Annotated in this window: 24 protein-coding genes; 9 read left to right on the forward strand and 15 right to left on the reverse strand. The window is 35.7% G+C overall.

The features are described from left to right. The 6 genes from BQ2679_RS07290 to BQ2679_RS07315 all read right to left on the reverse strand — a co-directional run bounded on the left by BQ2679_RS07290 (window position 1) and on the right by BQ2679_RS07315 (window position 4,105). Window positions 1-642: a redox-sensing transcriptional repressor Rex gene (locus BQ2679_RS07290; protein WP_075567561.1), complete on the reverse strand. Its 642-nt coding sequence runs from the start codon at window positions 640-642 to the stop codon at window positions 1-3. Between the two features lie 81 nt (window positions 643-723). Beyond that, window positions 724-939 carry a DUF4649 family protein gene (locus BQ2679_RS07295; RefSeq protein ID WP_075567562.1) on the reverse strand — a complete coding sequence of 72 codons (216 nt, stop codon included), beginning with the start codon at window positions 937-939 and terminating at the stop codon, window positions 724-726. 12 nt (window positions 940-951) lie between these two features. Beyond that, the gene (locus BQ2679_RS07300; protein WP_075567563.1) at window positions 952-1,299 is read right to left on the reverse strand and encodes a DUF1831 domain-containing protein; all 348 of its coding nucleotides are present in this window, start codon (window positions 1,297-1,299) and stop codon (window positions 952-954) included. A gap of 3 nt (window positions 1,300-1,302) precedes the next feature. Beyond that, on the reverse strand, window positions 1,303-2,418 hold the full coding sequence (locus tag BQ2679_RS07305; RefSeq protein ID WP_075567564.1) for a cysteine desulfurase family protein: 1,116 nt from the start codon (window positions 2,416-2,418) through the stop codon (window positions 1,303-1,305). 17 nt (window positions 2,419-2,435) lie between these two features. Beyond that, the gene (locus BQ2679_RS07310; RefSeq protein ID WP_075567565.1) at window positions 2,436-3,380 is read right to left on the reverse strand and encodes a ribose-phosphate diphosphokinase; all 945 of its coding nucleotides are present in this window, start codon (window positions 3,378-3,380) and stop codon (window positions 2,436-2,438) included. Window positions 3,381-3,535: 155 nt separating this feature from the next. Then, window positions 3,536-4,105: a CYTH domain-containing protein gene (locus BQ2679_RS07315; protein ID WP_075567566.1), complete on the reverse strand. Its 570-nt coding sequence runs from the start codon at window positions 4,103-4,105 to the stop codon at window positions 3,536-3,538. Window positions 4,106-4,238: 133 nt separating this feature from the next. Between BQ2679_RS07315 and yjbM the strand changes: the two genes are divergently transcribed. The 8 genes from yjbM to xerS all read left to right on the forward strand — a co-directional run bounded on the left by yjbM (window position 4,239) and on the right by xerS (window position 12,340). Further along, entirely contained in the window at window positions 4,239-4,910 is a 672-nt protein-coding gene (gene yjbM, locus BQ2679_RS07320; RefSeq protein ID WP_075567567.1) for a GTP diphosphokinase, read from the forward strand. After that, complete coding sequence (locus BQ2679_RS07325; RefSeq protein ID WP_075567568.1) at window positions 4,894-5,715, forward strand: NAD kinase; 822 nt, start codon at window positions 4,894-4,896, stop codon at window positions 5,713-5,715. The genes yjbM and BQ2679_RS07325 overlap by 17 nt, the downstream gene beginning before the upstream one ends. Then, entirely contained in the window at window positions 5,712-6,602 is an 891-nt protein-coding gene (locus tag BQ2679_RS07330) for an RluA family pseudouridine synthase (protein ID WP_075567569.1), read from the forward strand. Before BQ2679_RS07325 ends, BQ2679_RS07330 begins: the two co-directional genes overlap by 4 nt. 18 nt (window positions 6,603-6,620) lie before the next feature. Further along, window positions 6,621-7,595, forward strand: coding sequence for a phosphate acetyltransferase (pta, locus tag BQ2679_RS07335; protein WP_075567570.1), 975 nt, complete (start codon window positions 6,621-6,623; stop codon window positions 7,593-7,595). A gap of 145 nt (window positions 7,596-7,740) precedes the next feature. Continuing rightward, a complete protein-coding gene (ylqF, locus tag BQ2679_RS07340; RefSeq protein ID WP_075567571.1) occupies window positions 7,741-8,592 on the forward strand; it encodes a ribosome biogenesis GTPase YlqF in 852 nt (283 codons plus the stop codon). Next, on the forward strand, window positions 8,579-9,352 hold the full coding sequence (locus BQ2679_RS07345) for a ribonuclease HII (RefSeq protein ID WP_075567572.1): 774 nt from the start codon (window positions 8,579-8,581) through the stop codon (window positions 9,350-9,352). Before ylqF ends, BQ2679_RS07345 begins: the two co-directional genes overlap by 14 nt. Window positions 9,353-9,374: 22 nt before the next feature. After that, window positions 9,375-10,925: a ClC family H(+)/Cl(-) exchange transporter gene (locus tag BQ2679_RS07350; RefSeq protein WP_075567573.1), complete on the forward strand. Its 1,551-nt coding sequence runs from the start codon at window positions 9,375-9,377 to the stop codon at window positions 10,923-10,925. A 344-nt stretch (window positions 10,926-11,269) separates the two neighbouring features. Then, window positions 11,270-12,340, forward strand: coding sequence for a tyrosine recombinase XerS (gene xerS, locus BQ2679_RS07355; RefSeq protein WP_075567574.1), 1,071 nt, complete (start codon window positions 11,270-11,272; stop codon window positions 12,338-12,340). Between the two features lie 34 nt (window positions 12,341-12,374). On the opposite strand, the gene BQ2679_RS07360 is transcribed toward xerS, so the two are convergent. From BQ2679_RS07360 to pynA, 5 genes are all read right to left on the reverse strand, one after another. Further along, entirely contained in the window at window positions 12,375-13,766 is a 1,392-nt protein-coding gene (locus tag BQ2679_RS07360) for an MATE family efflux transporter (protein WP_075567575.1), read from the reverse strand. A gap of 64 nt (window positions 13,767-13,830) precedes the next feature. Then, on the reverse strand, window positions 13,831-15,102 hold the full coding sequence (locus BQ2679_RS07365) for a dihydroorotase (RefSeq protein ID WP_075567576.1): 1,272 nt from the start codon (window positions 15,100-15,102) through the stop codon (window positions 13,831-13,833). Between the two features lie 12 nt (window positions 15,103-15,114). Next, window positions 15,115-15,579: an NUDIX hydrolase gene (locus tag BQ2679_RS07370; RefSeq protein ID WP_075567577.1), complete on the reverse strand. Its 465-nt coding sequence runs from the start codon at window positions 15,577-15,579 to the stop codon at window positions 15,115-15,117. 9 nt (window positions 15,580-15,588) lie between these two features. Continuing rightward, window positions 15,589-16,242, reverse strand: coding sequence for a uracil-DNA glycosylase (locus BQ2679_RS07375; RefSeq protein WP_075567578.1), 654 nt, complete (start codon window positions 16,240-16,242; stop codon window positions 15,589-15,591). Between the two features lie 61 nt (window positions 16,243-16,303). After that, window positions 16,304-16,996: a pyrimidine 5'-nucleotidase PynA gene (gene pynA / locus BQ2679_RS07380; RefSeq protein ID WP_075567579.1), complete on the reverse strand. Its 693-nt coding sequence runs from the start codon at window positions 16,994-16,996 to the stop codon at window positions 16,304-16,306. A 415-nt stretch (window positions 16,997-17,411) separates the two neighbouring features. Between pynA and BQ2679_RS07385 the strand changes: the two genes are divergently transcribed. Beyond that, window positions 17,412-19,322 carry an LPXTG cell wall anchor domain-containing protein gene (locus tag BQ2679_RS07385; RefSeq protein ID WP_075567580.1) on the forward strand — a complete coding sequence of 637 codons (1,911 nt, stop codon included), beginning with the start codon at window positions 17,412-17,414 and terminating at the stop codon, window positions 19,320-19,322. A gap of 171 nt (window positions 19,323-19,493) precedes the next feature. On the opposite strand, the gene BQ2679_RS07390 is transcribed toward BQ2679_RS07385, so the two are convergent. The 4 genes from BQ2679_RS07390 to BQ2679_RS07405 form a co-directional block, all read right to left on the reverse strand. Continuing rightward, window positions 19,494-21,371 carry a glucosaminidase domain-containing protein gene (locus tag BQ2679_RS07390; protein ID WP_075567581.1) on the reverse strand — a complete coding sequence of 626 codons (1,878 nt, stop codon included), beginning with the start codon at window positions 21,369-21,371 and terminating at the stop codon, window positions 19,494-19,496. 244 nt (window positions 21,372-21,615) lie between these two features. Next, on the reverse strand, window positions 21,616-22,035 hold the full coding sequence (locus BQ2679_RS07395) for a hypothetical protein (protein WP_075567582.1): 420 nt from the start codon (window positions 22,033-22,035) through the stop codon (window positions 21,616-21,618). After that, the gene (locus tag BQ2679_RS07400) at window positions 22,010-22,921 is read right to left on the reverse strand and encodes a phosphodiester glycosidase family protein (RefSeq protein WP_075567583.1); all 912 of its coding nucleotides are present in this window, start codon (window positions 22,919-22,921) and stop codon (window positions 22,010-22,012) included. Before BQ2679_RS07400 ends, BQ2679_RS07395 begins: the two co-directional genes overlap by 26 nt. Continuing rightward, window positions 22,918-23,961, reverse strand: coding sequence for a bifunctional glycosyltransferase family 2/GtrA family protein (locus tag BQ2679_RS07405; RefSeq protein ID WP_075567584.1), 1,044 nt, complete (start codon window positions 23,959-23,961; stop codon window positions 22,918-22,920). The genes BQ2679_RS07400 and BQ2679_RS07405 overlap by 4 nt, the downstream gene beginning before the upstream one ends. Window positions 23,962-24,031 lie beyond the last annotated feature (70 nt).

The raw sequence follows: 24,031 nt of genomic DNA on the forward strand, positions 1-24,031 counted from the left end.
CTAATCCTCTTTACGCATAAAATAGAGGAGAGTTTGCAATTCACTAGTCAAATCAACATATTGCACGACAACATCTTTAGGTAGATGAAGGTGTACGGGAGAAAAACTGAGTATCCCTTTAATACCTGCATCAACCAGGAGATTTGCAACTTCTTGTGATTTTACACTAGGGACAGTCAAGATAGCAGTTTTTACATCAGCATCTTTCATTTTATCTTTAATTTGGGAAATACCGTAAATAGGTATACCATCTTCTGTAACTGTTCCGACTTCTGGATGTTCGTCCAAATCAAAAGCCATAATAATTTTCATTTTATTGCGTTCATGGAAGCGGTAGTGGAGGAGGGCATGTCCCATATTTCCAATACCTACCAGCATAACATTGGTAATAGAATTATCATTTAAAAGATCAGCAAAAAAAGTCATTAGTTTGTTGACATCATATCCAAATCCACGACGCCCAAGCTCACCAAAGTATGAAAAATCACGTCTAACAGTAGCAGAGTCGATGCCAATAGCTTCAGCAATCTGTTTAGAATTAACTCTTTCCATTCTTTCCCCATTGAAACGTTTAAAAATTCTGTAGTATAGAGAAAGTCTTTTCGCTGTGGCCTTCGGAATATCAAATTGTTTTTCTTTCACAATATCACAACCTTTCTATATCCTATTTTATAGTAACTTTGTGAGAAAAGCAACATATATAAGAAAAAACTAAGAAATATCTTAGTTTATCTTTTTTACATCAAAAGTCGTTAAAAAACGATACAAGTCTCCAATATATCCGCGATAAATGATCTTATCCTGATAGCTTAGCGAAGTCACTTCATAGAAATCTGGTAATGTAACACATCCTGATAAGGATAGCATTAGTTCATCATAATCTTGATAAGATAAAGTCCGTTCAACTTGATAAGCATCTAAATAGGTTAGTCGAAACATTATTCTATCCTTCTATTTTTCGGTTTTGGTAAATACACCACGTTCTACCAAACTATCCATTAAGAAATAGAACTTTTCTTGATGGATTTTATGATCTTCAGATTTGAAGATGTCAACCAAGCGTAAGCCGAACTTATCAGTAATATTGATTTTAGCACCTGTTAGGTCTTTGTTAATAACAATCTTAAGTTGGAAGCCTTCGCCACTATTTGGAACTTTTTCGAGAAGGCGAGTTAATTCATAGTTACCAACCTTTGTTTCATAAAAAGTGTTATCTTTAAGTGTAAATTTTTTAATAGAAGGGCTGATAGTGTATTCGTAACGACAATTTTTAAGTTGAATAGTTTTTTCAAATGCCATTTATTAATCTCCAATTATTTCTTTTAATGTGTTTACAAGTTGAATGATCTCTTCATCAGTATTCTGAGGCGACAAACTAATTCGGACAGACTCATGAAGACGATGTGAACCATTTCCATAGAAAGCTTTTAGTACATGACTTGTTTGTACAATTCCTGCTGTACATGCTGAACCTGTAGAAATAGAAATGCCAGCTAAATCCATTCGAAGTAGAAGCAAATCATTTTTTTGCCCTGGAAAACCAAGGTTTAGGACATAAGGGAGTTGCTCTTTTCCATGATTGATGTAGTAGTTCAAGCTACTAATCTTAGTTAGAAATAGGTCCTGCAATCTTTGTACAGTTTGATAGTTTTCAGTTTGTTTAGATAATTCTTCTTTAATGGCAGCTACCATTCCTACGATTGCTGGAAGATTTTCTGTACCTGCTCTTTTTTTATGTTCCTGATCTCCGCCATGGATGTAGGAATCAAAGTCCATAGTAGAAGCATAAAGGAACCCTACGCCTTTTGGCCCATGGAATTTATGCCCAGACGCTGAAAGAAAGTCAATTCCTAACTCTTCTGGTTTGATGGTTAGTTTACCTACAGCCTGAACAGCATCTACGTGATAGACAGCTGAGTGATTTCTTACGACCTCTCCAATTTCAGTAATCGGCAAAATAGTTCCAGTTTCATTATTTACATACATGGTAGATACTAGAATAGTATCATCACGAAGTGCATCTTTTACTTGTTTTGCAGTAATCTCCTGGTCATAAGGTTGCAAAACAGTCACTTCAAAACCAAAATTTTCTACAAGATACTCGATTGGTTCAAGAACAGAGTGATGTTCGATAGCGGTAGTGATAATATGTTTCCCTTTGTGCTGGTGTCTGAGGCAGTAACCAATAATAGCTGTATTGTTACTCTCTGTACCTCCAGCAGTGAAAAAAATATGTTGAGGTTTCGTACCTAATAATTCAGCCAAGTCTTGGCGAGCTTGTCGTAATAATTTGCCAGCTTGACGACCATGACTGTGAATACTTGAAGCATTTCCATAAATATCTTGCATGACTTGTGTCATAGCAGAAATAGCTGCTGGTGACATTGGAGTCGTGGCAGCATTATCCAAATAAATCAAAAGATCACCTTTTCTATTTATTTAAATAGTGGACTAACCGGTTTTCTCTCATGAATACGTACCATAGCATCACCAATTAACTCACTTGCAGTGATGTATTTTACATTCTTAGGGGTTTTACCTTGAGTAGCCACTGAGTCAGTAACAAGGATTTCTTTAATATTGCTAGCATCCAATAAATTTGCAGCGTCATCAACAAATAGTCCATGGCTTGAAACTGCATAAATCTCAGTAGCACCTTCTCGCTCAACAATTTTAGCTGCTTCTGAGAATGTACGACCGGAATTTAAAATATCATCGATTAGGATAGCTTTTTTCCCTTCAACTTCACCGATAATATAGCCTTGGTTGCGTTCTGAATCATCCTGAACATAGTCGATAATTGCGATTGGAGCATCAAGGTATTCAGCAAGACTGCGAGCACGTTTAACACCAGAGTTTTTAGGACTAACGACAACCACATCTGGTCCAACGAGTCCTTTATCACAATAGTGTTTAGCAAATAGAGGAACTGTATATAAATTGTCAACAGGGATATCAAAGAAACCTTGTACCTGAACAGCATGTAAGTCCAAAGTAAGAACACGGCTTACGCCTGCTTTTACCAACATGTTAGCAACTAGTTTAGCTGTCAAAGGCTCACGAGAAGAAGCAATACGATCTTGACGTGCATAACCAAAATATGGAAGAACAACGTTAATGGTGTTTGCACTAGCACGGACACAGGCATCAACTGTGATTAAAAGTTCCATCAAATGATCGCTAACAGGATAAGAAGTAGATTGAATGATATAAACATCATATCCACGAACACTTTCTTCGATATTGACTTGAATTTCTCCATCAGAGAACTGACGAGAAGAAATTCTACCGAGAGGTACTCCAGCAGCATCTGCAATCTTTTGTGCAATTTCCTTATTGGAATTAAGAGCGAAAAGCTTCATGTTTTTTGTATCTGACATTGATAAACCGTCCTCTATAATTATCTGAATCTTATACCCAAAAACAGTTAATAATGTATTGTTTTAAAAACTAAACAATACAAAAATTAAAGTTTCTATGAAAAAGATTTCAATTATTTTTATCCATTCTATTCTACCAAAAAAAGTAGATATTTTCAGTCTTTTTTACTTTTTTCTATAAATCGAACTAATTTAGATGGTGCTTTCTGATATTCTATATGATTTTTTTCTAAAAAAGCTATAAAATCAATAGTTCCCTTAGCCTCGTCAGCGACTTCTAATTCGAGTTCATAATCAGTTACATCAAAATAGAGACTTTCATCAAGAGCCATTAGACCAATGTCTGTCTCTTTTTCATAACGAACGGTCGTTAAACACCCTAAAACAAGCCAGTCTGTAATTTGAATACCACGATTTCTTAATTCCTGGAGGACTAAACCATCGGGAATAAGAGCTTGATCTATAGCATTGCCAGCTTCCTCAAGGCTAAGTTCCTGATTGTATTCCATATTACCTACATCTTGAGGAATTTTAATAGTTAATTCAGCACTATCTTCAAAAGTCCGAATACGCATGGCTATCTTATTGCTACGTAGCTTATAGTCACAAGTATCTATGTAGTAGTTATTTTGCGTAATAGGAGTAATATCCGAAAAATACTCTTTTAATTTTATATAGTCTTCTTTTTTTAGAAGAGTTTTTAATTCTATTTCTAAATGTTTCATTTTGAGAACCTTTTATTTTGTTTGAAAGCGATTTATGGTATAATAATAACTGTATTTATTGTATATGATTTTTTCATGAAAATCAAAGAGTAAATGAATATTGTAGCTAAAGAGAGGTGAATCTATAACATATATGATTACTGAATGGGAAGAATTTTTAGATCCTTACATTCAAGCTGTTGGCGAGTTAAAAATTAAACTACGAGGGATTCGAAAACAGTACCGTAAGCAAAATAGACATTCACCAATTGAATTTGTAACGGGACGTGTTAAACCTATCGAAAGTATCAAAGAAAAAATGATTCGTCGTGGAATTAGCTATGATACCTTAGAACAAGATTTACAAGATATCGCTGGCTTACGAGTTATGGTTCAGTTTGTAGATGACGTTCAAGAAGTTGTCTCAATTCTGCATAAAAGACAGGACATGAGAATTATCCAAGAACGTGACTACATCAAACATCGTAAAGCTTCAGGATACCGTTCTTATCATCTAATCATCGAGTACACAGTTGATACAATTAATGGTTCAAAGACAATTTTAGCTGAAATTCAAATCCGTACCTTGGCCATGAATTTTTGGGCTACAATTGAACACTCTCTCAACTATAAGTATCAAGGAGATTTTCCAGAAGAAATAAAGGAACGCTTGGAAATTACAGCTAGAATTTCTCACCAGTTAGATGAGGAAATGAGCAAGATTCGAGATGATATTCAAGAAGCACAAGCACTCTTTGATCCTTTGCATCGGAAATTAAATGACGGGGTAGGAAATAGTGACGATACAGATGAAGAATACAGGTAAAAGGGTTGATCTGATCGCCAACCGTAAGCCTCAAAGTAGAAGAGTTTTATACGAGCTAAAAGATCTCTTAAAAAAGAATCATTTCATACTTAATGATAAAAATCCTGATATTGTTATTTCCATTGGAGGAGATGGAATGCTTTTATCTGCTTTTCACAAGTATGAGGATCAGTTAGATAAGGTTCGTTTTGTAGGGGTTCATACGGGACATCTTGGTTTCTATACTGATTATAGAGATTTTGAATTAGATCAACTAGTTACTAATTTACAGTTGGATACAGGAGCTAAGGTTTCGTATCCATTATTAAATGTCAAGATTTATCTAGAGAATGGTGAAGTAAAAGTCTACCGTGCTCTAAATGAAGCTAGCATTCGAAGAACTGATCGAACTATGGTTGCCGATGTCGTGATAAATCATGTTCCTTTCGAACGCTTTCGAGGAGATGGATTGACTGTATCAACTCCAACAGGAAGTACAGCCTATAATAAATCACTCGGTGGAGCAGTCTTACATCCGACGATTGAAGCCCTTCAATTAGCTGAAATAGCTAGCCTTAACAATCGGATCTATCGTACCTTAGGTTCGTCAATCATTGTTCCTAAAAAGGATAAAATAGAAGTTATTCCAACTCGAAATGACTATCATACGATTTCTATTGACAACAGTATTTATTCTTTCCGTAATATCGAAAGAATTGAATATCAGATTGATCACCACAAGATTAACTTCGTGGCAACTCCAAGTCACACAAGTTTCTGGAACCGTGTAAAGGATGCCTTTATCGGCGAGGTTGATGAACAATGAGGTTTGAGTTTATTGCTGATGAGCACGTTAAGGTAAAAACCTTTCTCAGAAAACATGAAGTCTCCAAAGGCTTGTTGGCTAAAATTAAATTTCGAGGTGGAGATATTCGAGTTAATGGCCAATCACAAAATGCAACCTATTTATTAGATATTGGGGATCAAGTAGTGATTGACATTCCTCCAGAGGAAGGGTTTGAAACACTGGAATCCATAGATTATCCCTTGGATATTTTGTTTGAAGATGACCACTTTCTAATTCTAAACAAACCATTTGGGGTGGCCTCTATTCCTAGTGTTAATCACTCAAATACTATTGCTAATTTTATTAAAGGTTACTACGTAAAACAAGCTTACGAGAATCAACAAGTGCACATTGTAACCAGATTAGATAGAGACACGTCTGGTTTGATGCTATTTGCCAAACATGGATATGCTCATGCAAGGCTAGATAAACAACTTCAGAAAAAAAGTATTGAAAAACGGTACTTTGCTCTTGTAAAAGGAGCAGGGGTTATAGAACCAGAAGGAAATATCATAGCTCCCATTGCAAGAGACGAAGATTCTATCATCACAAGGCGTGTAGCCAAAGGTGGTAAATATGCTCATACAGAATACAAGGTCATAGCATCCTATGGAGACATACATTTAGTCGATATTCGATTACATACTGGGAGAACACACCAAATTCGTGTTCATTTTTCACATATTGGTTTTCCCTTACTTGGAGATGACCTCTATGGTGGAAGTTTAGAGCATGGCATACAGCGTCAAGCGCTACATTGCCATTTCTTATCTTTTTATCATCCTTTTCTTGAAGAACAGTTGGAAATATCATCTCCACTGCCAGATGATTTTAAGAATTTAATAACTAAGTTATCAATTAATTAATATTAAAGGAGAAAACTCATGGAAGTTTTTGAAAGTCTAAAAACCAACCTAGTTGGTAAAAATGTGCGCATTGTTCTACCCGAAGGGAAAGAACCTCGTATCCTACAAGCTACAAAACGTTTGGTGAAAGAAACAGATGTTATCCCAGTATTACTTGGTAAACCTGAAAAAATCAAAATCTACCTTGAAATCGAAGGAATTCATGAGGGGTATGAAGTCATCGACCCAGATCATTACGCTAAATTTGACGATATGGTTGCTTCTCTTGTAGAACGTCGTAACGGTAAGATAACAGAAGAAGAAGCTGCTAGACTCTTGCGTGAAGACGTTAACTACTTTGGTGTTATGCTAGTTTATATGGGCTTGGTTGACGGTATGGTTTCAGGTGCACTTCACTCAACTGCTGCAACTGTTCGTCCAGCACTTCAAATCATTAAAACTCGTCCAAATGTAACTCGTACTTCAGGTGCTTTCTTAATGACTCGTGGTTCAGAACGTTATCTTTTCGGAGACTGTGCAATCAACATTAATCCTGATGCTGATGCCCTAGCTGAAATTGCTATTAACTCAGCAATCACAGCTAAAATGTTTGGTATCGAGCCGAAAATTGCAATGTTGAGTTACTCAAGTAAAGGTTCTGGTTTCGGTGAAAACGTTGATAAAGTGGTAGCAGCTACTAAACGTGCACACGAATTGCGTCCCGACCTTGAAATTGATGGAGAATTGCAATTTGACGCTGCCTTCCACCCTGAAACAGCAGCTTTGAAAGCTCCAGGAAGTAAAGTAGCTGGACAAGCAACTGTCTTCATCTTCCCAAGTATCGAAGCAGGAAATATCGGTTACAAGATTGCAGAACGTCTAGGTGGTTTCTCAGCTGTAGGACCTGTTTTACAAGGTTTGAATAAGCCAGTTAATGACCTTTCACGTGGATGTAGCTCAGATGACGTTTATAATCTTACTCTCATCACTGCAGCACAAGCTATTCACCAATAAAATTTCCAAAGCCCCACTTCTTTAAGAGGGGCTTTTCTAATCTTTTGATTGTCTAACACTCTGCAAATCTAGCTAAATTATGGTAAAATAGACAGTAATCATCTATGATTTATTGATTAAGTTTGTATGAAGAAAAGGAAATAGAATGGCTATTATACAATGGTTTCCTGGCCATATGTCAAAAGCGAGAAGACAGGTTCAGGAAAATTTAAAATTTGTTGATTTTGTGACAATTTTAGTAGATGCACGTTTGCCTTTGTCAAGTCAAAATCCAATGCTGACTAAAATTGTAGGAGATAAACCAAGGCTCCTGATTTTAAACAAGGCAGATCTTGCTGACCCAATCCTTACAAAAGAATGGCGTCAACACTTTGAAGCGCAAGGAATCCAAACGCTAGCTATAAATTCAAAAGAGCAAGTTACAGTTAAAGTAGTTACAGAAGCAGCTAAAAAGCTGATGGCAGATAAGATTGCTCGTCAGAAAGAGCGTGGTATCCAAATTGAAACCTTGCGTACCATGATCATCGGCATTCCAAATGCTGGAAAATCTACTCTTATGAACCGTTTAGCTGGTAAGAAAATTGCTGTTGTCGGGAATAAACCAGGTGTTACTAAGGGTCAACAATGGCTTAAAACCAATAAGGATCTTGAAATCTTAGATACTCCAGGGATTCTGTGGCCAAAATTTGAAGATGAAACTGTTGCACTCAAGCTTGCATTGACTGGAGCTATCAAAGACCAATTGCTTCCAATGGATGAAGTGACTATTTTTGGTATCAATTATTTTAAAAATCATTACCCAGAAAGACTGCAAGAACGCTTTAAACAAATGAATCTGGATGATGAAGCTCCAGAAATCATTATGGATATGACTCGTTTACTTGGTTTCCGTGATGACTACGATCGCTTTTATAATCTCTTTGTTAAGGAAGTTCGTGACGGAAAACTGGGTAGCTACACCTTAGATACATTGGATGATCTCAATGGCAACGATTAAAGAAATAAAAGAAGAATTAGCAAAGATAAGAGAACTTGAAAGTCCCTTTTTTAAGGAATTTGAAAAAGATTCTCGTTCAGGTGTACAAAAGGAAATTGAAAAGCGTAAAAAGGCTATCCAAGCAGAAATGGATGAAAATCTTCGCTTAGAAGCTATGCTTCGATATGAAAAAGAGCTTTACGTTCAAGGGATTAACCTAATTGCAGGTGTAGATGAGGTTGGACGTGGTCCGCTAGCTGGTCCAGTGGTTGCTGCTGCAGTGATTTTACCTCAAAATTGTAAAATTAAAGGTTTAAATGACAGTAAAAAAATTCCTAAGAAAAAACACGAGGAGATTTTTCAAGCCGTTAAGGATAATGCTTTAGCAATCGGTATCGGGATTATGGATAATCATGTCATAGACCAAGTTAATATCTATGAAGCAACTAAATTAGCTATGAAGGAAGCTATAGCACAATTACAGCTAAAACCTGAACACTTATTAATTGATGCCATGGAGTTGGACTTACCTATTTCACAGACATCTATTATAAAGGGAGATGCTAATTCTTTATCTATAGCTGCAGCATCCATTATTGCTAAGGTAACTAGAGATAATTTGATGAACCATTATGACCAGGAGTTCCCAGGTTATGATTTTAGTCAAAATGCGGGTTACGGAACTGCTAAACACTTGGAAGGTATCGCTAAACTAGGTATTACACCAATTCACAGAACTAGCTTTGAACCGATTAAGTCATTAGTAACAAAAGCTAAATAAAGTTTATATAGAGGAAGGTTTTATGGAGGAATCATCACGTAAACTGAGGTCAAAAAATGAATTTGAGTTTGCATCAAGCTCTATCTTGTCACAGGTTGCTCGAGGAATATTAGTTGGTCTTATAGTGGGAGTTATTGTAGGCTCATTCCGGTTCTTTATCGAAGAATCCTTCCATTTTGTCCAACACCTATATAAAGACCAGTCGAACTGGGTCATCAATATTTTCATAATTTTAATTATGTATATTTTCATAATCTTTCTAAGTGCAAGATTGACCCGTTCGGATAAAGATATTAAAGGTTCTGGAATTCCTCAAGTTGAAGCGGAGTTAAAAGGTCTCATGTCTCTCAATTGGTGGAGTGTCCTCTGGAAGAAATACATTCTAGGTATTTTGGCCATTGCAAGTGGACTTATGCTAGGTCGTGAAGGTCCTAGTATTCAGCTAGGTGCCGTAGGAGGAAAAGGAATTGCCAAATGGTTAAAAGCTAGCCCTGTCGAAGAGCGATCGCTGATAGCAAGTGGTGCCGCAGCTGGACTTGCAGCAGCTTTTAACGCACCTATAGCTGCTCTCCTTTTTGTTGTAGAAGAAGTTTATCATCATTTTTCAAGATTTTTCTGGGTTTCTACTCTGGCAGCTAGTCTTGTAGCAAACTTTGTTTCCCTTCTCATCTTTGGTTTAACACCTGTGCTTGATATGCCTGATAATATTCCTCTGATGAGTCTGGATCAATATTGGATTTATCTAGTTATGGGTATTATTCTGGGTGTTTCGGGTTATCTATACGAGAAGGCTGTTCTAAATGTTTCTCTAGTTTATGATTGGATCGGAAAACATCTTCATCTAGATCGAGCTTATTATCCTTTACTTGCTTTTATCCTAATCATTCCAATTGGACTCTATCTACCACAAATCCTTGGTGGTGGTAACCAATTAATTCTTTCATTAACTGAGCAAAGTTTCACTTTTCAAGCTTTGTTAGCATACTTTATTATTCGATTTGTCTGGAGTATGATAAGTTATGGAAGTGGTCTTCCTGGTGGAATTTTTCTACCAATTTTAGCGCTTGGATCACTTTTAGGTGCACTTATTGGTACAATATGTCTTCATTTTGGTTTGATTAGTCAAGAACAATTTCCAATCTTCATAATACTCGGTATGAGCGGTTACTTTGGAGCAATTTCTAAAGCTCCTTTAACAGCAATGATACTGGTAACAGAAATGGTCGGTGATATCCGTAATCTTATGCCCTTAGGGCTTGTAACATTAGTAGCATACATTATCATGGATTTACTAAAAGGTGCTCCAGTATATGAAGCCATGCTAGAAAAAATGTTTCCAGAAGAAGTAGATGATTATGGAGAAATTACCCTAATAGAAATCCCAGTATCTGAGAAAATAGCTGGTAAACAAGTGCATGAGCTTAACTTACCTGCAAATGTCCTCATTACAACCCAAATCCGTAATGGAAAAAGCCAAACGGTTAATGGTTCAACAAGGATGTATCTAGGTGATATGATTCATCTCGTGATTCCAAAAAGTGAAATTAGAAATGTTAAAGATTTATTGTTGTAGAATTAGTATTTTACATAACTAATGTTATGTTATATATATAGTTGGTCAAAAATTAGTAATTAAAACGATAGACCAAATCATATGAATCAAAACTCGATTCCTAAATAATGGTATCGAGTTTTTATATTGTATTCTAATAAACTATAGAAGCTTTAGAAATTTTTTTAGCCAATAAATTAATGATCAATTATTCACTTAGCGAATCTAGTCTTTTTTTAGAATTGTATAGCTTATTTGAACATTTCTAAATCTCCCCTATAACATCTTTCCGAAAAACTATAATTTTCTTGAAAAATATATCTAAATATGCTATACTACTCGTATAGAAAGATTTGGAGAAAAACATGAAACGTGAGATTTTGCTGGAACGAATCGATAAACTTAAACAAATCATGCCTTGGTACGTTTTGGAATACTATCAATCTAAACTAGCTATTCCATACAGTTTTACAACCTTATACGAATACTTAAAAGAATACGATCGTTTTTTTACCTGGGTCCTGGAGTCTGGTATCTCAGATGCTGATTCTATGGCCAATATTCCTTTATCGGTTTTGGAGAATTTAACCAAAAAAGATTTAGAGTCTTTTATCCTATATTTACGTGAACGTCCCTTACTTAATGCTAATACAACTAAACAAGGTGTATCTCAAACAACCATTAACCGTACCCTTTCTGCCCTTTCTAGTCTCTATAAGTACTTGACTGAAGAGGTTGAAAATGAACAAGGGGAACCTTATTTTTACCGAAATGTCATGAAAAAGGTTGCTACTAAGAAAAAGAAAGAAACCTTAGCAGCTAGAGCTGAGAATATTAAGCAAAAACTATTTCTTGGGGATGAAACTGAAGGTTTTTTAAATTATATAGACCTGGAATATCCTAAAAGTCTCTCAAATCGAGCATTATCTTCATTTAATAAAAATAAAGAGCGTGATTTAGCTATTATTGCCTTACTTTTGGCCTCAGGAGTTCGTTTATCTGAAGCAGTTAATCTTGATATAAGAGATTTGAACCTTAAAATGATGGTCATTGATGTAACAAGAAAAGGTGGAAAACGAGACTCAGTTAATATTGCTGCCTTTGCAAAACCATATCTTGAACAATATCTTGCTATTCGAGATAAAAGATATAAAACAGAAAAAAAAGATACAGCCCTCTTTCTAACCCTTTATCGTGGTGTTCCTAATCGAATTGATGCTTCTAGTGTAGAAAAAATGGTGGCCAAGTATTCTGAAGACTTCAAAGTCCGTGTTACTCCTCATAAACTTCGCCATACACTCGCAACTAGACTATATGATGCAACCAAATCACAGGTTTTGGTCAGCCATCAACTTGGACATGCAAGCACGCAAGTCACGGATTTATATACCCATATCGTAAATGATGAACAAAAAAATGCTTTAGACAGTTTATAAACTTTACATAATTTAAATTACGAAAACTCTAAACTTAGTTTAGGGTTTTTAGTTTATAATTGTCTATTTGATTGAAATCATTTTGTTGAGAAATAATCTTTAGAATGTATTTCAAACGCCATTGATACAGAATACCGCTTATAATTAAACTTACAATCAAACTAATCCAATAAGAATATGCTCCTAATGAGGTATAAAAATCTAAAGCTAAACCAAGGGGGATTGCTACTCCCCAGTATCCTAGAATACCAAGATAGAATGGAATTACAGTATCCTTGTACCCACGTAAAATACCTTGAAGAGGAGCTGCAAATGTATCGGCTAGTTGGAAGAATAAACTATAGGTTAAAAAATTAGCTGTTAGGGCGATAAAATCTGGATCTTGGCCATAAAGTCCTGCTACTGCTTCTCTATACAAATAAAGAAAAGAAAGAGTTAAGCCAGCAAAAACGAATGCTAGTAAACGACCTATGCGTATGTATTGTTTAGCATCATTAAATCGTTTTGCACCAACTTCGTAAGAGACTACGATTGCCATAGCTGTAGAAATACTCATAGGAAATGCGTACATTAAACTAGAAAAGTTCATGGCTGATTGGTGACTGGCAATAATGAAAGATGAAAATTTTGACATTATTAAGCCAACAGCTGAAAAGACAGACACTTCTGCAAAAACAGTACCACCGATTGGTAATCCTAAGACAATCCCTTCCTTTATCTTTTCTAGATTTAAAGGAGATAATTGATTCAGTTTAAACTCCTTGAGCCTCTCTTGTTTTTGTAAAACGTAAAGAGAAATGAATAGGACACACCAGTAAGCTAGTGAAGTTCCTAATCCTGCCCCTGCTCCACCTAACTCTGGAAATCCTAATTTACCATAAATTAATAAATAATTAAATCCGCTGTTTAGAGGAAGTAAGAGAAGCATCAAGTACATGGAAAGGTTTGTCAATCCTAAGGAATCTAGAAGTGAACGTACTACACTGAATAGTAAAAGTGGGATGATACCAATGGCTAACAAGCGTAAATAACGAATTGCTATATCTTTAACAGCAGACTCTAAGCTCATATTTTGAAGAACTACTGGAGCTGCTAAAAATACCAAGGCAAAAAGAATGAGAGACAAGCCAAGGGACAAATACATAAATTGATAGTAATCTGATGCAACTTCATTCTTTTTACCCTGACCAAGATGCTGTCCAATAATTGGCACCAAAGCAGAGACAATTCCAGTTAAAAATGTAAAAAAGGGATTCCAAAGACTCGTCGCCATAGAGACACCAGCTAAATTAAGCGTATCATATTGCCCAGTCATGGTTGTATCTATGAATGATGCAGAATAGTTAGCAAATTGATAAATCAAGATTGGAAAAAAGATTTTTAAAAATAAGAGAATTTTTTCTTTTTTATTTTGTGTTGAATACATACCTACTCTTTCTAGTTATCAATAGAATATTAATGGTAAATAGTAAGAATATCTATATAAAGTTTTAATCTGCTTGGTAAACGATTTGTCCCTTACAGATAGTATATTTGACTTGACCTTTTAACTCTTCACCGATAAATGGTGAATTAGCTGCTTTTGAAGCAAAATGTGTGTCTACAATTCGGTCAGCTTTATCATCAAAGATGGTAATATCAGCTGGACCATTTTCAGCCAAATAACCTGCTTCAAAATGATACAATTTTGCTGGGTTTACTGTCATTTTTTCTAACAACTGCATCAAGTTTAATTCTCCAGCTTCTACTAGGTAAGTTAAACCAAGTGACAAAGAAGTTTCAAGTCCGGTCATACCTGATGGTGCTTTAGTGATATCCTCGACATTCTTCTCATCTACATGGTGAGGCGCGTGATCGGTTGCAATCACGGAAATGACTCCAGATTTTAGTCCTTCGATAACAGCCAAGCGGTCTGATTCCAATCGTAAAGGTGGGTTCATTTTTGCATTGCTTCCTTGGGTCAAGAGAAGAGCTTCAGTTTTAGAGAAATGTTGGGGAGCTACTTCTGCTGTTACCTGGGCACCTAGACCTTGAGCAAACTCTACTACTTTAACACTTTCTTCTTTAGATAAATGCTGAATATGAACATGAGCTTTTGTTGCATAGGCAATCATAACGTCACGTGCAATCATAGCATACTCAGCAACTCCTGTTGCCCCACAGATATGGAAGTGTTCTTTAGCAATGTTTTCATTGAAACCGAGAATTCCATTCAAGCCAGGATCTTCCTCGTGTAAGCTGATAAAAGTGTTGAGTTTTTTAGCCTCTTCCATAGCTTCCTTGACAACTTTACTGCTTTCAAGCGGAATGCCGTCATCAGAAAAACCTACAGCTCCAGCTTCTAAAAGAGCTTTAAAATCAGTTAAGTCTTGGCCATTAAAGTTCTTGGTGATAGTTGCTACAGTTTTGACATTGATTTTTTCCTTAGATGCTGACTGAAGAACTTCTTGTAAGGTTTCTACGTCAGAGATGGTTGGATTAGTATTAGCCATCATCACAACAGTTGTGAATCCACCTGCAGCGGCAGCGAGTGCCCCCGTATGGATGTCTTCCTTGTGTGTTTGACCAGGTTCACGGAAATGAACATGAATATCAACCAAACCGGGTGCAACTACATGATCAGTTGCATCAATGACCTCTGCATCTTCTTCACTAATTTGTGGTGCAATTTTGTGAATCTTTCCATCCTTAACCAATACATCACACACTTGATCCAAACCAGACTTAGGATCCATTACTCGACCATTTTTAATTAGTAGCATCTTCTTTCTCCTTTATTCGTAAAAATCCACTTGAGTGTCCAATAATTTATCACCATCATAAACAAATTTGGCTGAAAAGAAAGGCTTATCCTCTAAGAGCCACTCGACAAAAGTATGGTCCCCTTCCCAAGTCGGTTTGCTTAAAACCTCATCATAAGGAACCCATTCTAAGGTTCCTTCATTACAGTCAATCAACTCTCCTTCAAACTCAGTTACCTTAAATACATAGGTATACCAGTCTAAGCCTGGCGTGAACTCTGGAAAAGTAATTACACCTTTAAGAACTGGCTTAGCCTTCAATCCTGTTTCTTCTAAAATTTCGCGGGCAGCACATTCTTGAGGAGTTTCTCCACGCTCTAACTTTCCACCTACACCGATCCATTTTCCTTCATGGACATCATTAGGCTTTTTATTGCGATGAAGCATGAGCAGTTCTTTTCCATTATCAATGTAGCAAATCGTCGCTAACTGGGGCATATTCTCTCCTTATCTAAGCCAATCAATTGGCTCTTGTCCTGTCTCTGTTAAGAATGTATTAACCTTGGAAAAAGGCTTGGAACCCCAAAATCCTCTGTAAACGGATAAGGGACTTGGATGGGCTGATTCGATAATCAAATGCTTAGGATTGGTTACCAATGATTTTTTCTTGCGTGCATAAGCACCCCAGAGAACAAATACTACTGGTCTATCTAAATTATTGACAACCTTAATCACTGCATCAGTGAAAGGCTCCCAAATCTGACCGGCATGACCATTGGATTGTCCAGCTGGAACTGTAAGACAGGCATTTAACAAAAGAACCCCTTGCTCCGCCCAAGAAGTCAAATCATGTGAAGTTTTGAGACCAATATCATCAGCAAGTTCCTTTAGAATATTTTGCAAGGAAGGAGGTGCTGGAATATTATCTGGAACAGAAAAACTCAAACCTTGAGCCTGACCAGGACCATGATAAGGATCCTGACCAAGAATCACTACTTTAACCTCTTCAAGAGGAGTTGTCAAAAGAGCTTGAAAAACTTTATCTTTTGGTGGATATACAGTTCCATTTTTATATACTTGCTCCATAAAATGATTAATCTGAGTAAAATAACCTTCAGGAAGTTCTTGCTTAATCAATTTATGCCAAGATGAGTGTTGCATTGCTATCTCCTTCATCTATACTGCCTCTATTATAGCAAAAAGTGGCTATCTAAACCGCTTTTTACAGTTTATCTAAGAGTTCTAGCAAAGCTTGATAAGAGTCAACTTCATAAGTTGGATGGGCTTGTGTATTATTTTCTAAATGGTAGGGATTATACCAAACCGTATCAATACCAGCATTATTTCCCCCTTGAATATCAGCTGATAAAGAATCACCAATCATAAGGGCGTCGTTTTTATAAAAGTTAGGGATTAGAGCCCCGATTTTCTCATAAAACTCAGTATCTGGTTTTTGAGTATGAAGTTGTTCTGAAATAAAGATCTCCTTGAAAAATGGTGCAATACCAGAATGATCTATACGACCTGTCTGGATATAGGTTATTCCATTTGTCGCAACATAGAGTTCATAGCCGTCATTAATCAAAGTTTTTAATAGATTTTCAACCCCAGGAAAAATTTGACCTTGTTTTGATAAGAACAACTGATAACGTTCAGCTAAGTATTGGCCATCCTTTTCAATTCCAAAATGAGCGAATAATTTTGAAAATCGTGTATTAACTAATTCCTGTTTTGTGATCTTCTTCTGTTCTAAATCCTTCCAGAGAGTCTTATTCATAGGTACATAATAATCTTTATATGCTCTGATATCCACTACTCCTTCTTCTTTTAAAAGTTGAGTTAAGGCTATATCCTCTGCACTATCAAAATCAAGTAATGTGTGGTCTAAATCGAAGAGTAAAAATTTGTAAGTCATAAGAATAGTATCCTAAAGTTTCTAAATAATGATTATTAAAATGCATTAACAATCCTTAGCTCTAAGTATATCATATTGAATACCTTATTTCTAAAACTTAGTTCATATCCTAACTAAATTTTTAACTCAATGTAGGTAAAAATTTTTTAAAAGTTTGTAAAAAATGAACAATCTTTTTATTATTTTTTAGAATTTATCGGAAATATCTTACTATTTTATGTTATTATTTGCCCTACGCTTTTTATTGTGATATAATTCACGCTGTAGGGGAGTTTTAGTGTTAGACTAGGAGGAGGCTTGTTAAGGTTTGTCTATAAAATCAACCTATATGACTAACTCGTCTTTCAGTTTCTGATTGACGCTATTGTATATTATATTTAAAAACTATCTTAAATTTATTAGAAGGGTGTACATAATGAACAAAAAGAAAAAGTTTAGTATTTTCTCATTTTTGATCTTTGTATTGACAACTATTTTCGTATTTAGTTTGAGTAAAACTTTTGCAGAAACTACCGAAGTTTCAGTATCTGGAAAGTTTGTTGACACAATCCAAAATGTTAAGGTATCAAATAATGAAGGCGGAGTTCTAGACTGGGAATTAAAACAATGGGCTACATTCCGTATCAATGCAAATTTTGATTTAACTGGAAAAGATGTCAAAACAGGGGATACAACTGTTATGACTGTACCAGACGCTTTGGTGATTAATACACAATCATTCGAAATTCGTGATATCAATACAAATGAGATTATCGCTTACGCTAAAGTAAGTGCGGATAACAAGTCAATTTCTTTAACTTATACGGATTATGTTGAAAAACATAACGATACAAAAGGCTCTTTCTTCTTCTATGCTCGTGTCGATTTCAAAAAACATCCTCAACAAGGAGAAATCCCAGTAGAAATCACTATTAACAAAGAAACAAAAATTGCGGGTAAAGTTTCATTTACTGGTATAGGTGATGGTAATCCTTATCTTTTATCAAAGACTAGCTGGGTTAACGAGAATGACAAAAGAGAAGTCCAATACACGATTTCAGTCAATCGTACAAAACAAAACATCAAAGGTGTGACGATTGAGGACCACTTACAATTTACCAATGCTTCATACGAAAAAGATAGCATTAAAATTATTAAGGGTAAATTCTCTTATGAAACCGGTGAATGGGTATTCTCAAATCGCGTTGACGTAACTGACCAACATAAGATTACAATTAGCGAAGATGGTCAGTCCTTCATTGTTGAATTGGGTGATATTACAGAAGAAGACCAATATCGTATTTCTTATAACGTTCGTCTAAATTATGACCCTGTAGATGGAGAAGTTTTGAAAAATGAAGCAACGCTTAAAGGTCTAGGTATTGAAAACAAGAATGCAATTAACGCTGCTGCAGTTCAAATTGCTGGTGGTGCTGGTCTTGGTTATGTTTACTCAATCAATATCCATAAAGTAGATGAGGCGAATCAACCACTTAAGGGTGCTAAATTTAAAGTAGTTCGTCAAGCTAACAATCAAGTTATTGGTGAGTTTGTATCAGATGATAATGGTAATATTGCTGTTGGCAAACTGTTAAGAGATAAATACATCATTACTGAAGTTGAAGCACCATCAGGTTATATCATCAAAGAAGCAGATACTGAAGTTAACGTTGAAGATTTTGGAGCTGATCATTCAGTAACAAAAACGATTGTGAATCCAAAAGAAGAAACTACAACTACAACTACAACAACTACAACTACGACTGAAGAACCTACAACAACAGAAGCTCCTACAACAACAGAAGCTCCTACAACAACTGAAGCTCCTACAACAACTGAAGCCCCAACAACAACTGAAGCTCCTACAACAACTGAAGCCCCAACAACAACTGAAGCTCCAACAACAACTGAAGCTCCAACAACAACTGAAGCGCCTACTACAACATCAGTAACGACTACTGTTACGACTACTGAAGCACCTACGACTACTACAGTAACTACTACTGAGGCACCTACGACTACTGTTACGACTACTGAAGCGCCTACGACTACTACAGTAACTACTACTGAGGCACCTACGACTACTGTTACGACTACTGAAGCGCCTACGACTACTACAGTAACTACTACTGAGGCACCTACGACTGCTGTTATGACTACAGAGGAACGAAAGACAACGACAACAACTGCAGACGTTGCTACAACAACAGTAACTACAACTGAAGAAAAACCTGGACTCCCATTTACTGGTGAGAGAAAAGGAAGTCTTATGGCAGTTCTTGGTTCACTTGTTCTAGTTTCGTCTATTGTCGTTCTTGCAAAAACTCGTAAAACTGAAAATAATTAGGCATATAGAAGATAAGATTTAGTTTTTTAGTCTTTAATCATTACAAAATTAAAAGGATTTACTTTAAAAGTAAATCCTTTTGCATTTCTTTTATACATTTTAAATAAAAATCATAACTAGAATAAGTATAAAAAACGATAACTAAACTGATTTAGTTATCGTTTTTGTATTTTAGTCTTTATCGCCGAGTTTGCTATTGATAGTCATCATGATACTAGCAATCTTTTCGCCCCAGTATGGATCAGAAGCGTATAAAACGTTCATACCAGATGATTTATTCCCAAGGTGAGTTCTACCTTCATCTAGGTAATTTTCTCGAATCCATTTTGCAGCACCCAAAATTCCTTTATCAACATTATCAAAGCTTTTAGCAGAATGGTATGGTGTTGAATCATAGGCTGCAATACCAAAGAAATTATTCTTATCCTTTGCAATTTGACTACGTCCCCATGAACTTTCTAAAGCACTATGAGCCATTAAATATAGGGCGTTAATTTGATAACGTCTTTCAGCTTCCTTAAAAATAGCCCCTTTCCCAGCTAAACGACTTCCTTTGATATTCATTAGAGAATATACTTTATCTAACTCTTCAGCAGTATAATTAGTCGGTTTACTTAAATCTCTAAATTGGAAAGGATTATTAATTGAGAAGTTGTCAAAGCTAATTCCGTCTGCTGAATAATATTTTTTACCAACTGACATTGAAGAATGATGAGGCGCAACTCGAATACTAGTATATGGTGATAATTCATGATATACATAGCGACCATCACTAGTATAGTGCGGTATGAATTCGTTGCTAGCGCTCACTGCTGTTAGGTCACTTTTATTCATATACCCTGATAATCCTGAAACTTGAACTGGTATTCTACCACTTTGAGTTTCAGAACCAGTGACAGTAACAATACTACCTTGGTTAATATAGCTCAGACGAGTACCTGATGCACTATAAATATAAGCCGTAATTGGTTTCACTTTATAATGTAACGATTGGTCAGAAATCCATTTTCCATTACTTTGGAAAGTGTAATCTTTACCTTTTATATTATAAGTACCAGTTACATACGCACCATTTTCTTTCAAATAATACCAAGCACTGTAGTTTTTATCATAAATCCATTCATTTATGGCCATGTAACCACCAGACTTAAGATAGTAGGCTCCTTGCCAGTCATTTTCAGCGTATGTTCCATCAGGTTTTATATAAAACCAGCTATTGTATTTCTGATCAAAGACCCATTCAGCTGAGGCCATGGCCCCACTATTTTTTAGGTAATATTTATTTTTCCAGATACTACTTTCCATGATGCCATCAGTATCAAAATGATACCAGACACCTTTAATTTTTTCCCATTTATTTTTAGTTACTTTACCAGAAGCATCTCCATAGTACCATTTATCAGAAAGTTTTACCCAACCATTTTCTACTAAAGCACCACTAGCATTAAATAAATAGTTATTGTAAATGGTGTTATTCAGCATGATCCCATCTTGATTGAAATAATACCAAACACCAGAAATCTTCTTCCATTTATTTTTAACTATTTTACCTTCTTCAGAAGCATAAAACCAATTGTCACCTAATTTTATCCAAGAATTCTCAACTAGTGCACCACTTTTGCTAAAAAGATAATCATCAAAGATGGTATTACTAAGCATGACACCATTTTGATTGAAATAGTACCAGACTCCACCAATCTTTTTCCAATTGATCACAGGCTGATTGTTTTCGTAGAAAAGCCATTGGCTATTTTCCTGTTGCCATCCTTCTTTTTTTACTTCAGTTACTTTTTCTTTTGGTTGAGCTTTCTCAGTTTCTTTTTTTGAATCTTTTTTTTCTTCTTTTACCTGCTCAGGTTTTACAGTAGTTTGTGAAGCTTCCTTCTCACTTTTATTTTCTTCTTTGTGCTCTGTAGGTTCACTACTAATAACTGATGTTGTAACTTGTTCATCTTTATTTGCTGCTTTAGACTCATCAGCAAAAATAGTGGATTGCGAAAAACTTGCTACCGACAGGGAAAGCGCACATATCAGCATTACTTTTTTCATTCTAAACTCCTAATAAATACAGTCTTTCTGTATATATTTTTCCTAGATATTATTTTAATAGGGTATTATCCATTATATTATACATTATTATTTTAAATATAAAAGCGTTTTTTGGGGAAGATAGAAACTTGTAATCTATTTTAAATATTTTAGAAACAAACGTAAAAAAACAGTCGTACATAAACTGTACGACTAGTTTTTTTAATACTATTTATGCCTTACCATAGACTTCTTTGTGATTAGTTTAAGTAAATATTTTTGTATTTTTCAAAGGATTATTTTGTATAAAAATGGAGAGAATAGCTAGTACTGCAAAAGCAATACCTACATACCAGTAAGGGGCATCAAGAGTAGTTGAACGACCAGATAAATTGACAATTCCTCGGAAAAGCGTACCTGCTGTAATAATCGCTACTGCCGAATTCCATAGATTTAGACTGATACGAGAGAAATGTGGAAGAACTTTGAGAAAGATTGCTAGTAGAATTCCTCCAATAAGAGGTACCGCAAATAAATAGTGCATATGGACAGATGTTTCTCCAAAACTAAATGTTTCATAAATTCTAGAAAAAGCAAAGAAGAAAATCGTAATTAGTGTATAAGAGATGGCAGTTTTTTTAAAACGTTTTTTGTTAGGATTAATAACCGATGTAGACAATATCACTCACCGCCCTTTCTGAAATTTTGTTTCCTCCAGTCGTTGGTTTATTGATAACCTGACCGTTGAAGTAAAGTGTAGAGGATCCCCCACCATCAAGATTGTAGGCAGTTTTTGCACCATAGGATTTCATAACCTCAGCTAGCTGGTACAAAGAGAGACCTTCACTTTCAGATGTACGTCCGTCAGAAACTACAATAATGTAGTGGTTTTCGTCGATAATACCTATAGCTGTACGTGGATTCGAAGCCATAGCTTGTCCAACTTCTTGGTTTTTTCCTACTACTACTTCACCATTTTCGACCAAGGCAGGACCAAAAGCTAAGAGATTAATAACTCCGTCTTTGACTAGTTGCTCAGCTGAAATCTGATCCTCGTAAATAATCTTGAAAGAACCATCTTTATAAATGGCTAAATCACCATTATTAGAATTTTCACGGACAGTATCACGATAGACAACTCCATTACGGATAACATAACCCGAAGAATTGGCACCGTAATAGTCGCCATTGACTGCTAAAATTGCATCATTATCTGCAGCAGTGACAGATGTTTTAGCTGTTACGTTTGTTCCAAATGAGTTTTGAGCAAATGCTGTTTTTAGATATTCTGATGAACTTACTGTAACATCTGCAACATATACTTGAGTATGATTAACCGTCGTTTCAGTCAAATTGATAGAGATATTCTCGTCCTTATAACTTGAGTTAGTTACTGTTGCTGTTTTAGCTGCTTGACTAGCTTGAGCTGTATTGGAACTTGTATTAGTTGTTGCTACTGTCGAAATAGTTTCAGCGAGTACAAAAGTTTTCAACATTGAGTAACTAAACGATCCTGTCAAGAGTAAACCGAGAATCGAGGCATAAGCATATGGTTTCTTTAAAAATTTCATAATACAGTTGATGTCCTTTCCTTAAAGATGATCTTCTTCTGAACAGTCCATGAGACTGCAAAGAGAAGAATACCAACAATAATCTTAGAAATTAGAAGATTAATTCCAAATACAGTAAAGAATAGACGAATCAGTAGCGTGTCTAAGACAAAGAGTCCGACCGCTAGACCAAAGTACCCCATCCCTGTTTTTACAAGGCTAGCGTCGTTTTTAAAGACTAGTTTTTTATTTGTAGAGTAGTTAAAAATGGAGCTTGTCACACGAGCTAGTCCATTAGCTAGGAAAATTCGGAAACTTGTTGGCGCTGTTGGTAAAAACAAGATTGCAATAGCGTAAACAAGATAGTCTACAACAAAGCTACTGAGAGATGATAAGGCAAATTTAAAGATATTTTTATAAATCATGAGCCCATCTTTTATTGGTCGGAAGTGTGAACCCTCATTATCATTAATATAGACAGTTTCAATGGGAACTTCTAAAATCTCATATTCTTTTGTAGCTTCGAGCAACATATTCATTTCATATTCGTAACGTTGGCCTTCAATCTTAAGCATAAACGGTATCAAGTTTGTAGTAAAAGCACGAAGACCTGTCTGTGTATCTGTTACTCCTACTCCAGTTTGAAGTTTAAAGATAGCTTTAGTTAAGCTGTTACCAAAACGGCTACGAAGGGGTACTTTACCTGTGAAGGCCCGCACACCCAAGATTAGCTTATTAGGATTTTCAGAAGCTTTGTTAGCCGTACGGAAAATATCCCAAATCTTATGCTGCCCATCTGCATCTGCCGTTACGACTGTTCCATAGCTATTTTGTTGTTGGATATAAGTAAAGGCCGTTTTAAGTGCTTGGCCTTTACCTTGATTCACTCGGTTACGGAGTACCGTAGCATATTGTTCTGCTTTATCAAAGATATTTTGGCACTTTGATGAACTACCGTCGTCGATAACTAGAATACGAAAATCACTCTTTTCGTGTATTTTTTCGATGAGTTTGATAAGTTTATTATCAGGTTGATAAGCTGGAATTACTATATAGTTCATACCGGCACTCCTTTCTTAGCGATGGTATAACTATACAGAACATCGCTTAAAGATACCTTATATCAGTTTT

This window comes from Streptococcus timonensis (assembly GCF_900095845.1).
In the GTDB taxonomy this organism is placed as follows: domain Bacteria; phylum Bacillota; class Bacilli; order Lactobacillales; family Streptococcaceae; genus Streptococcus; species Streptococcus timonensis.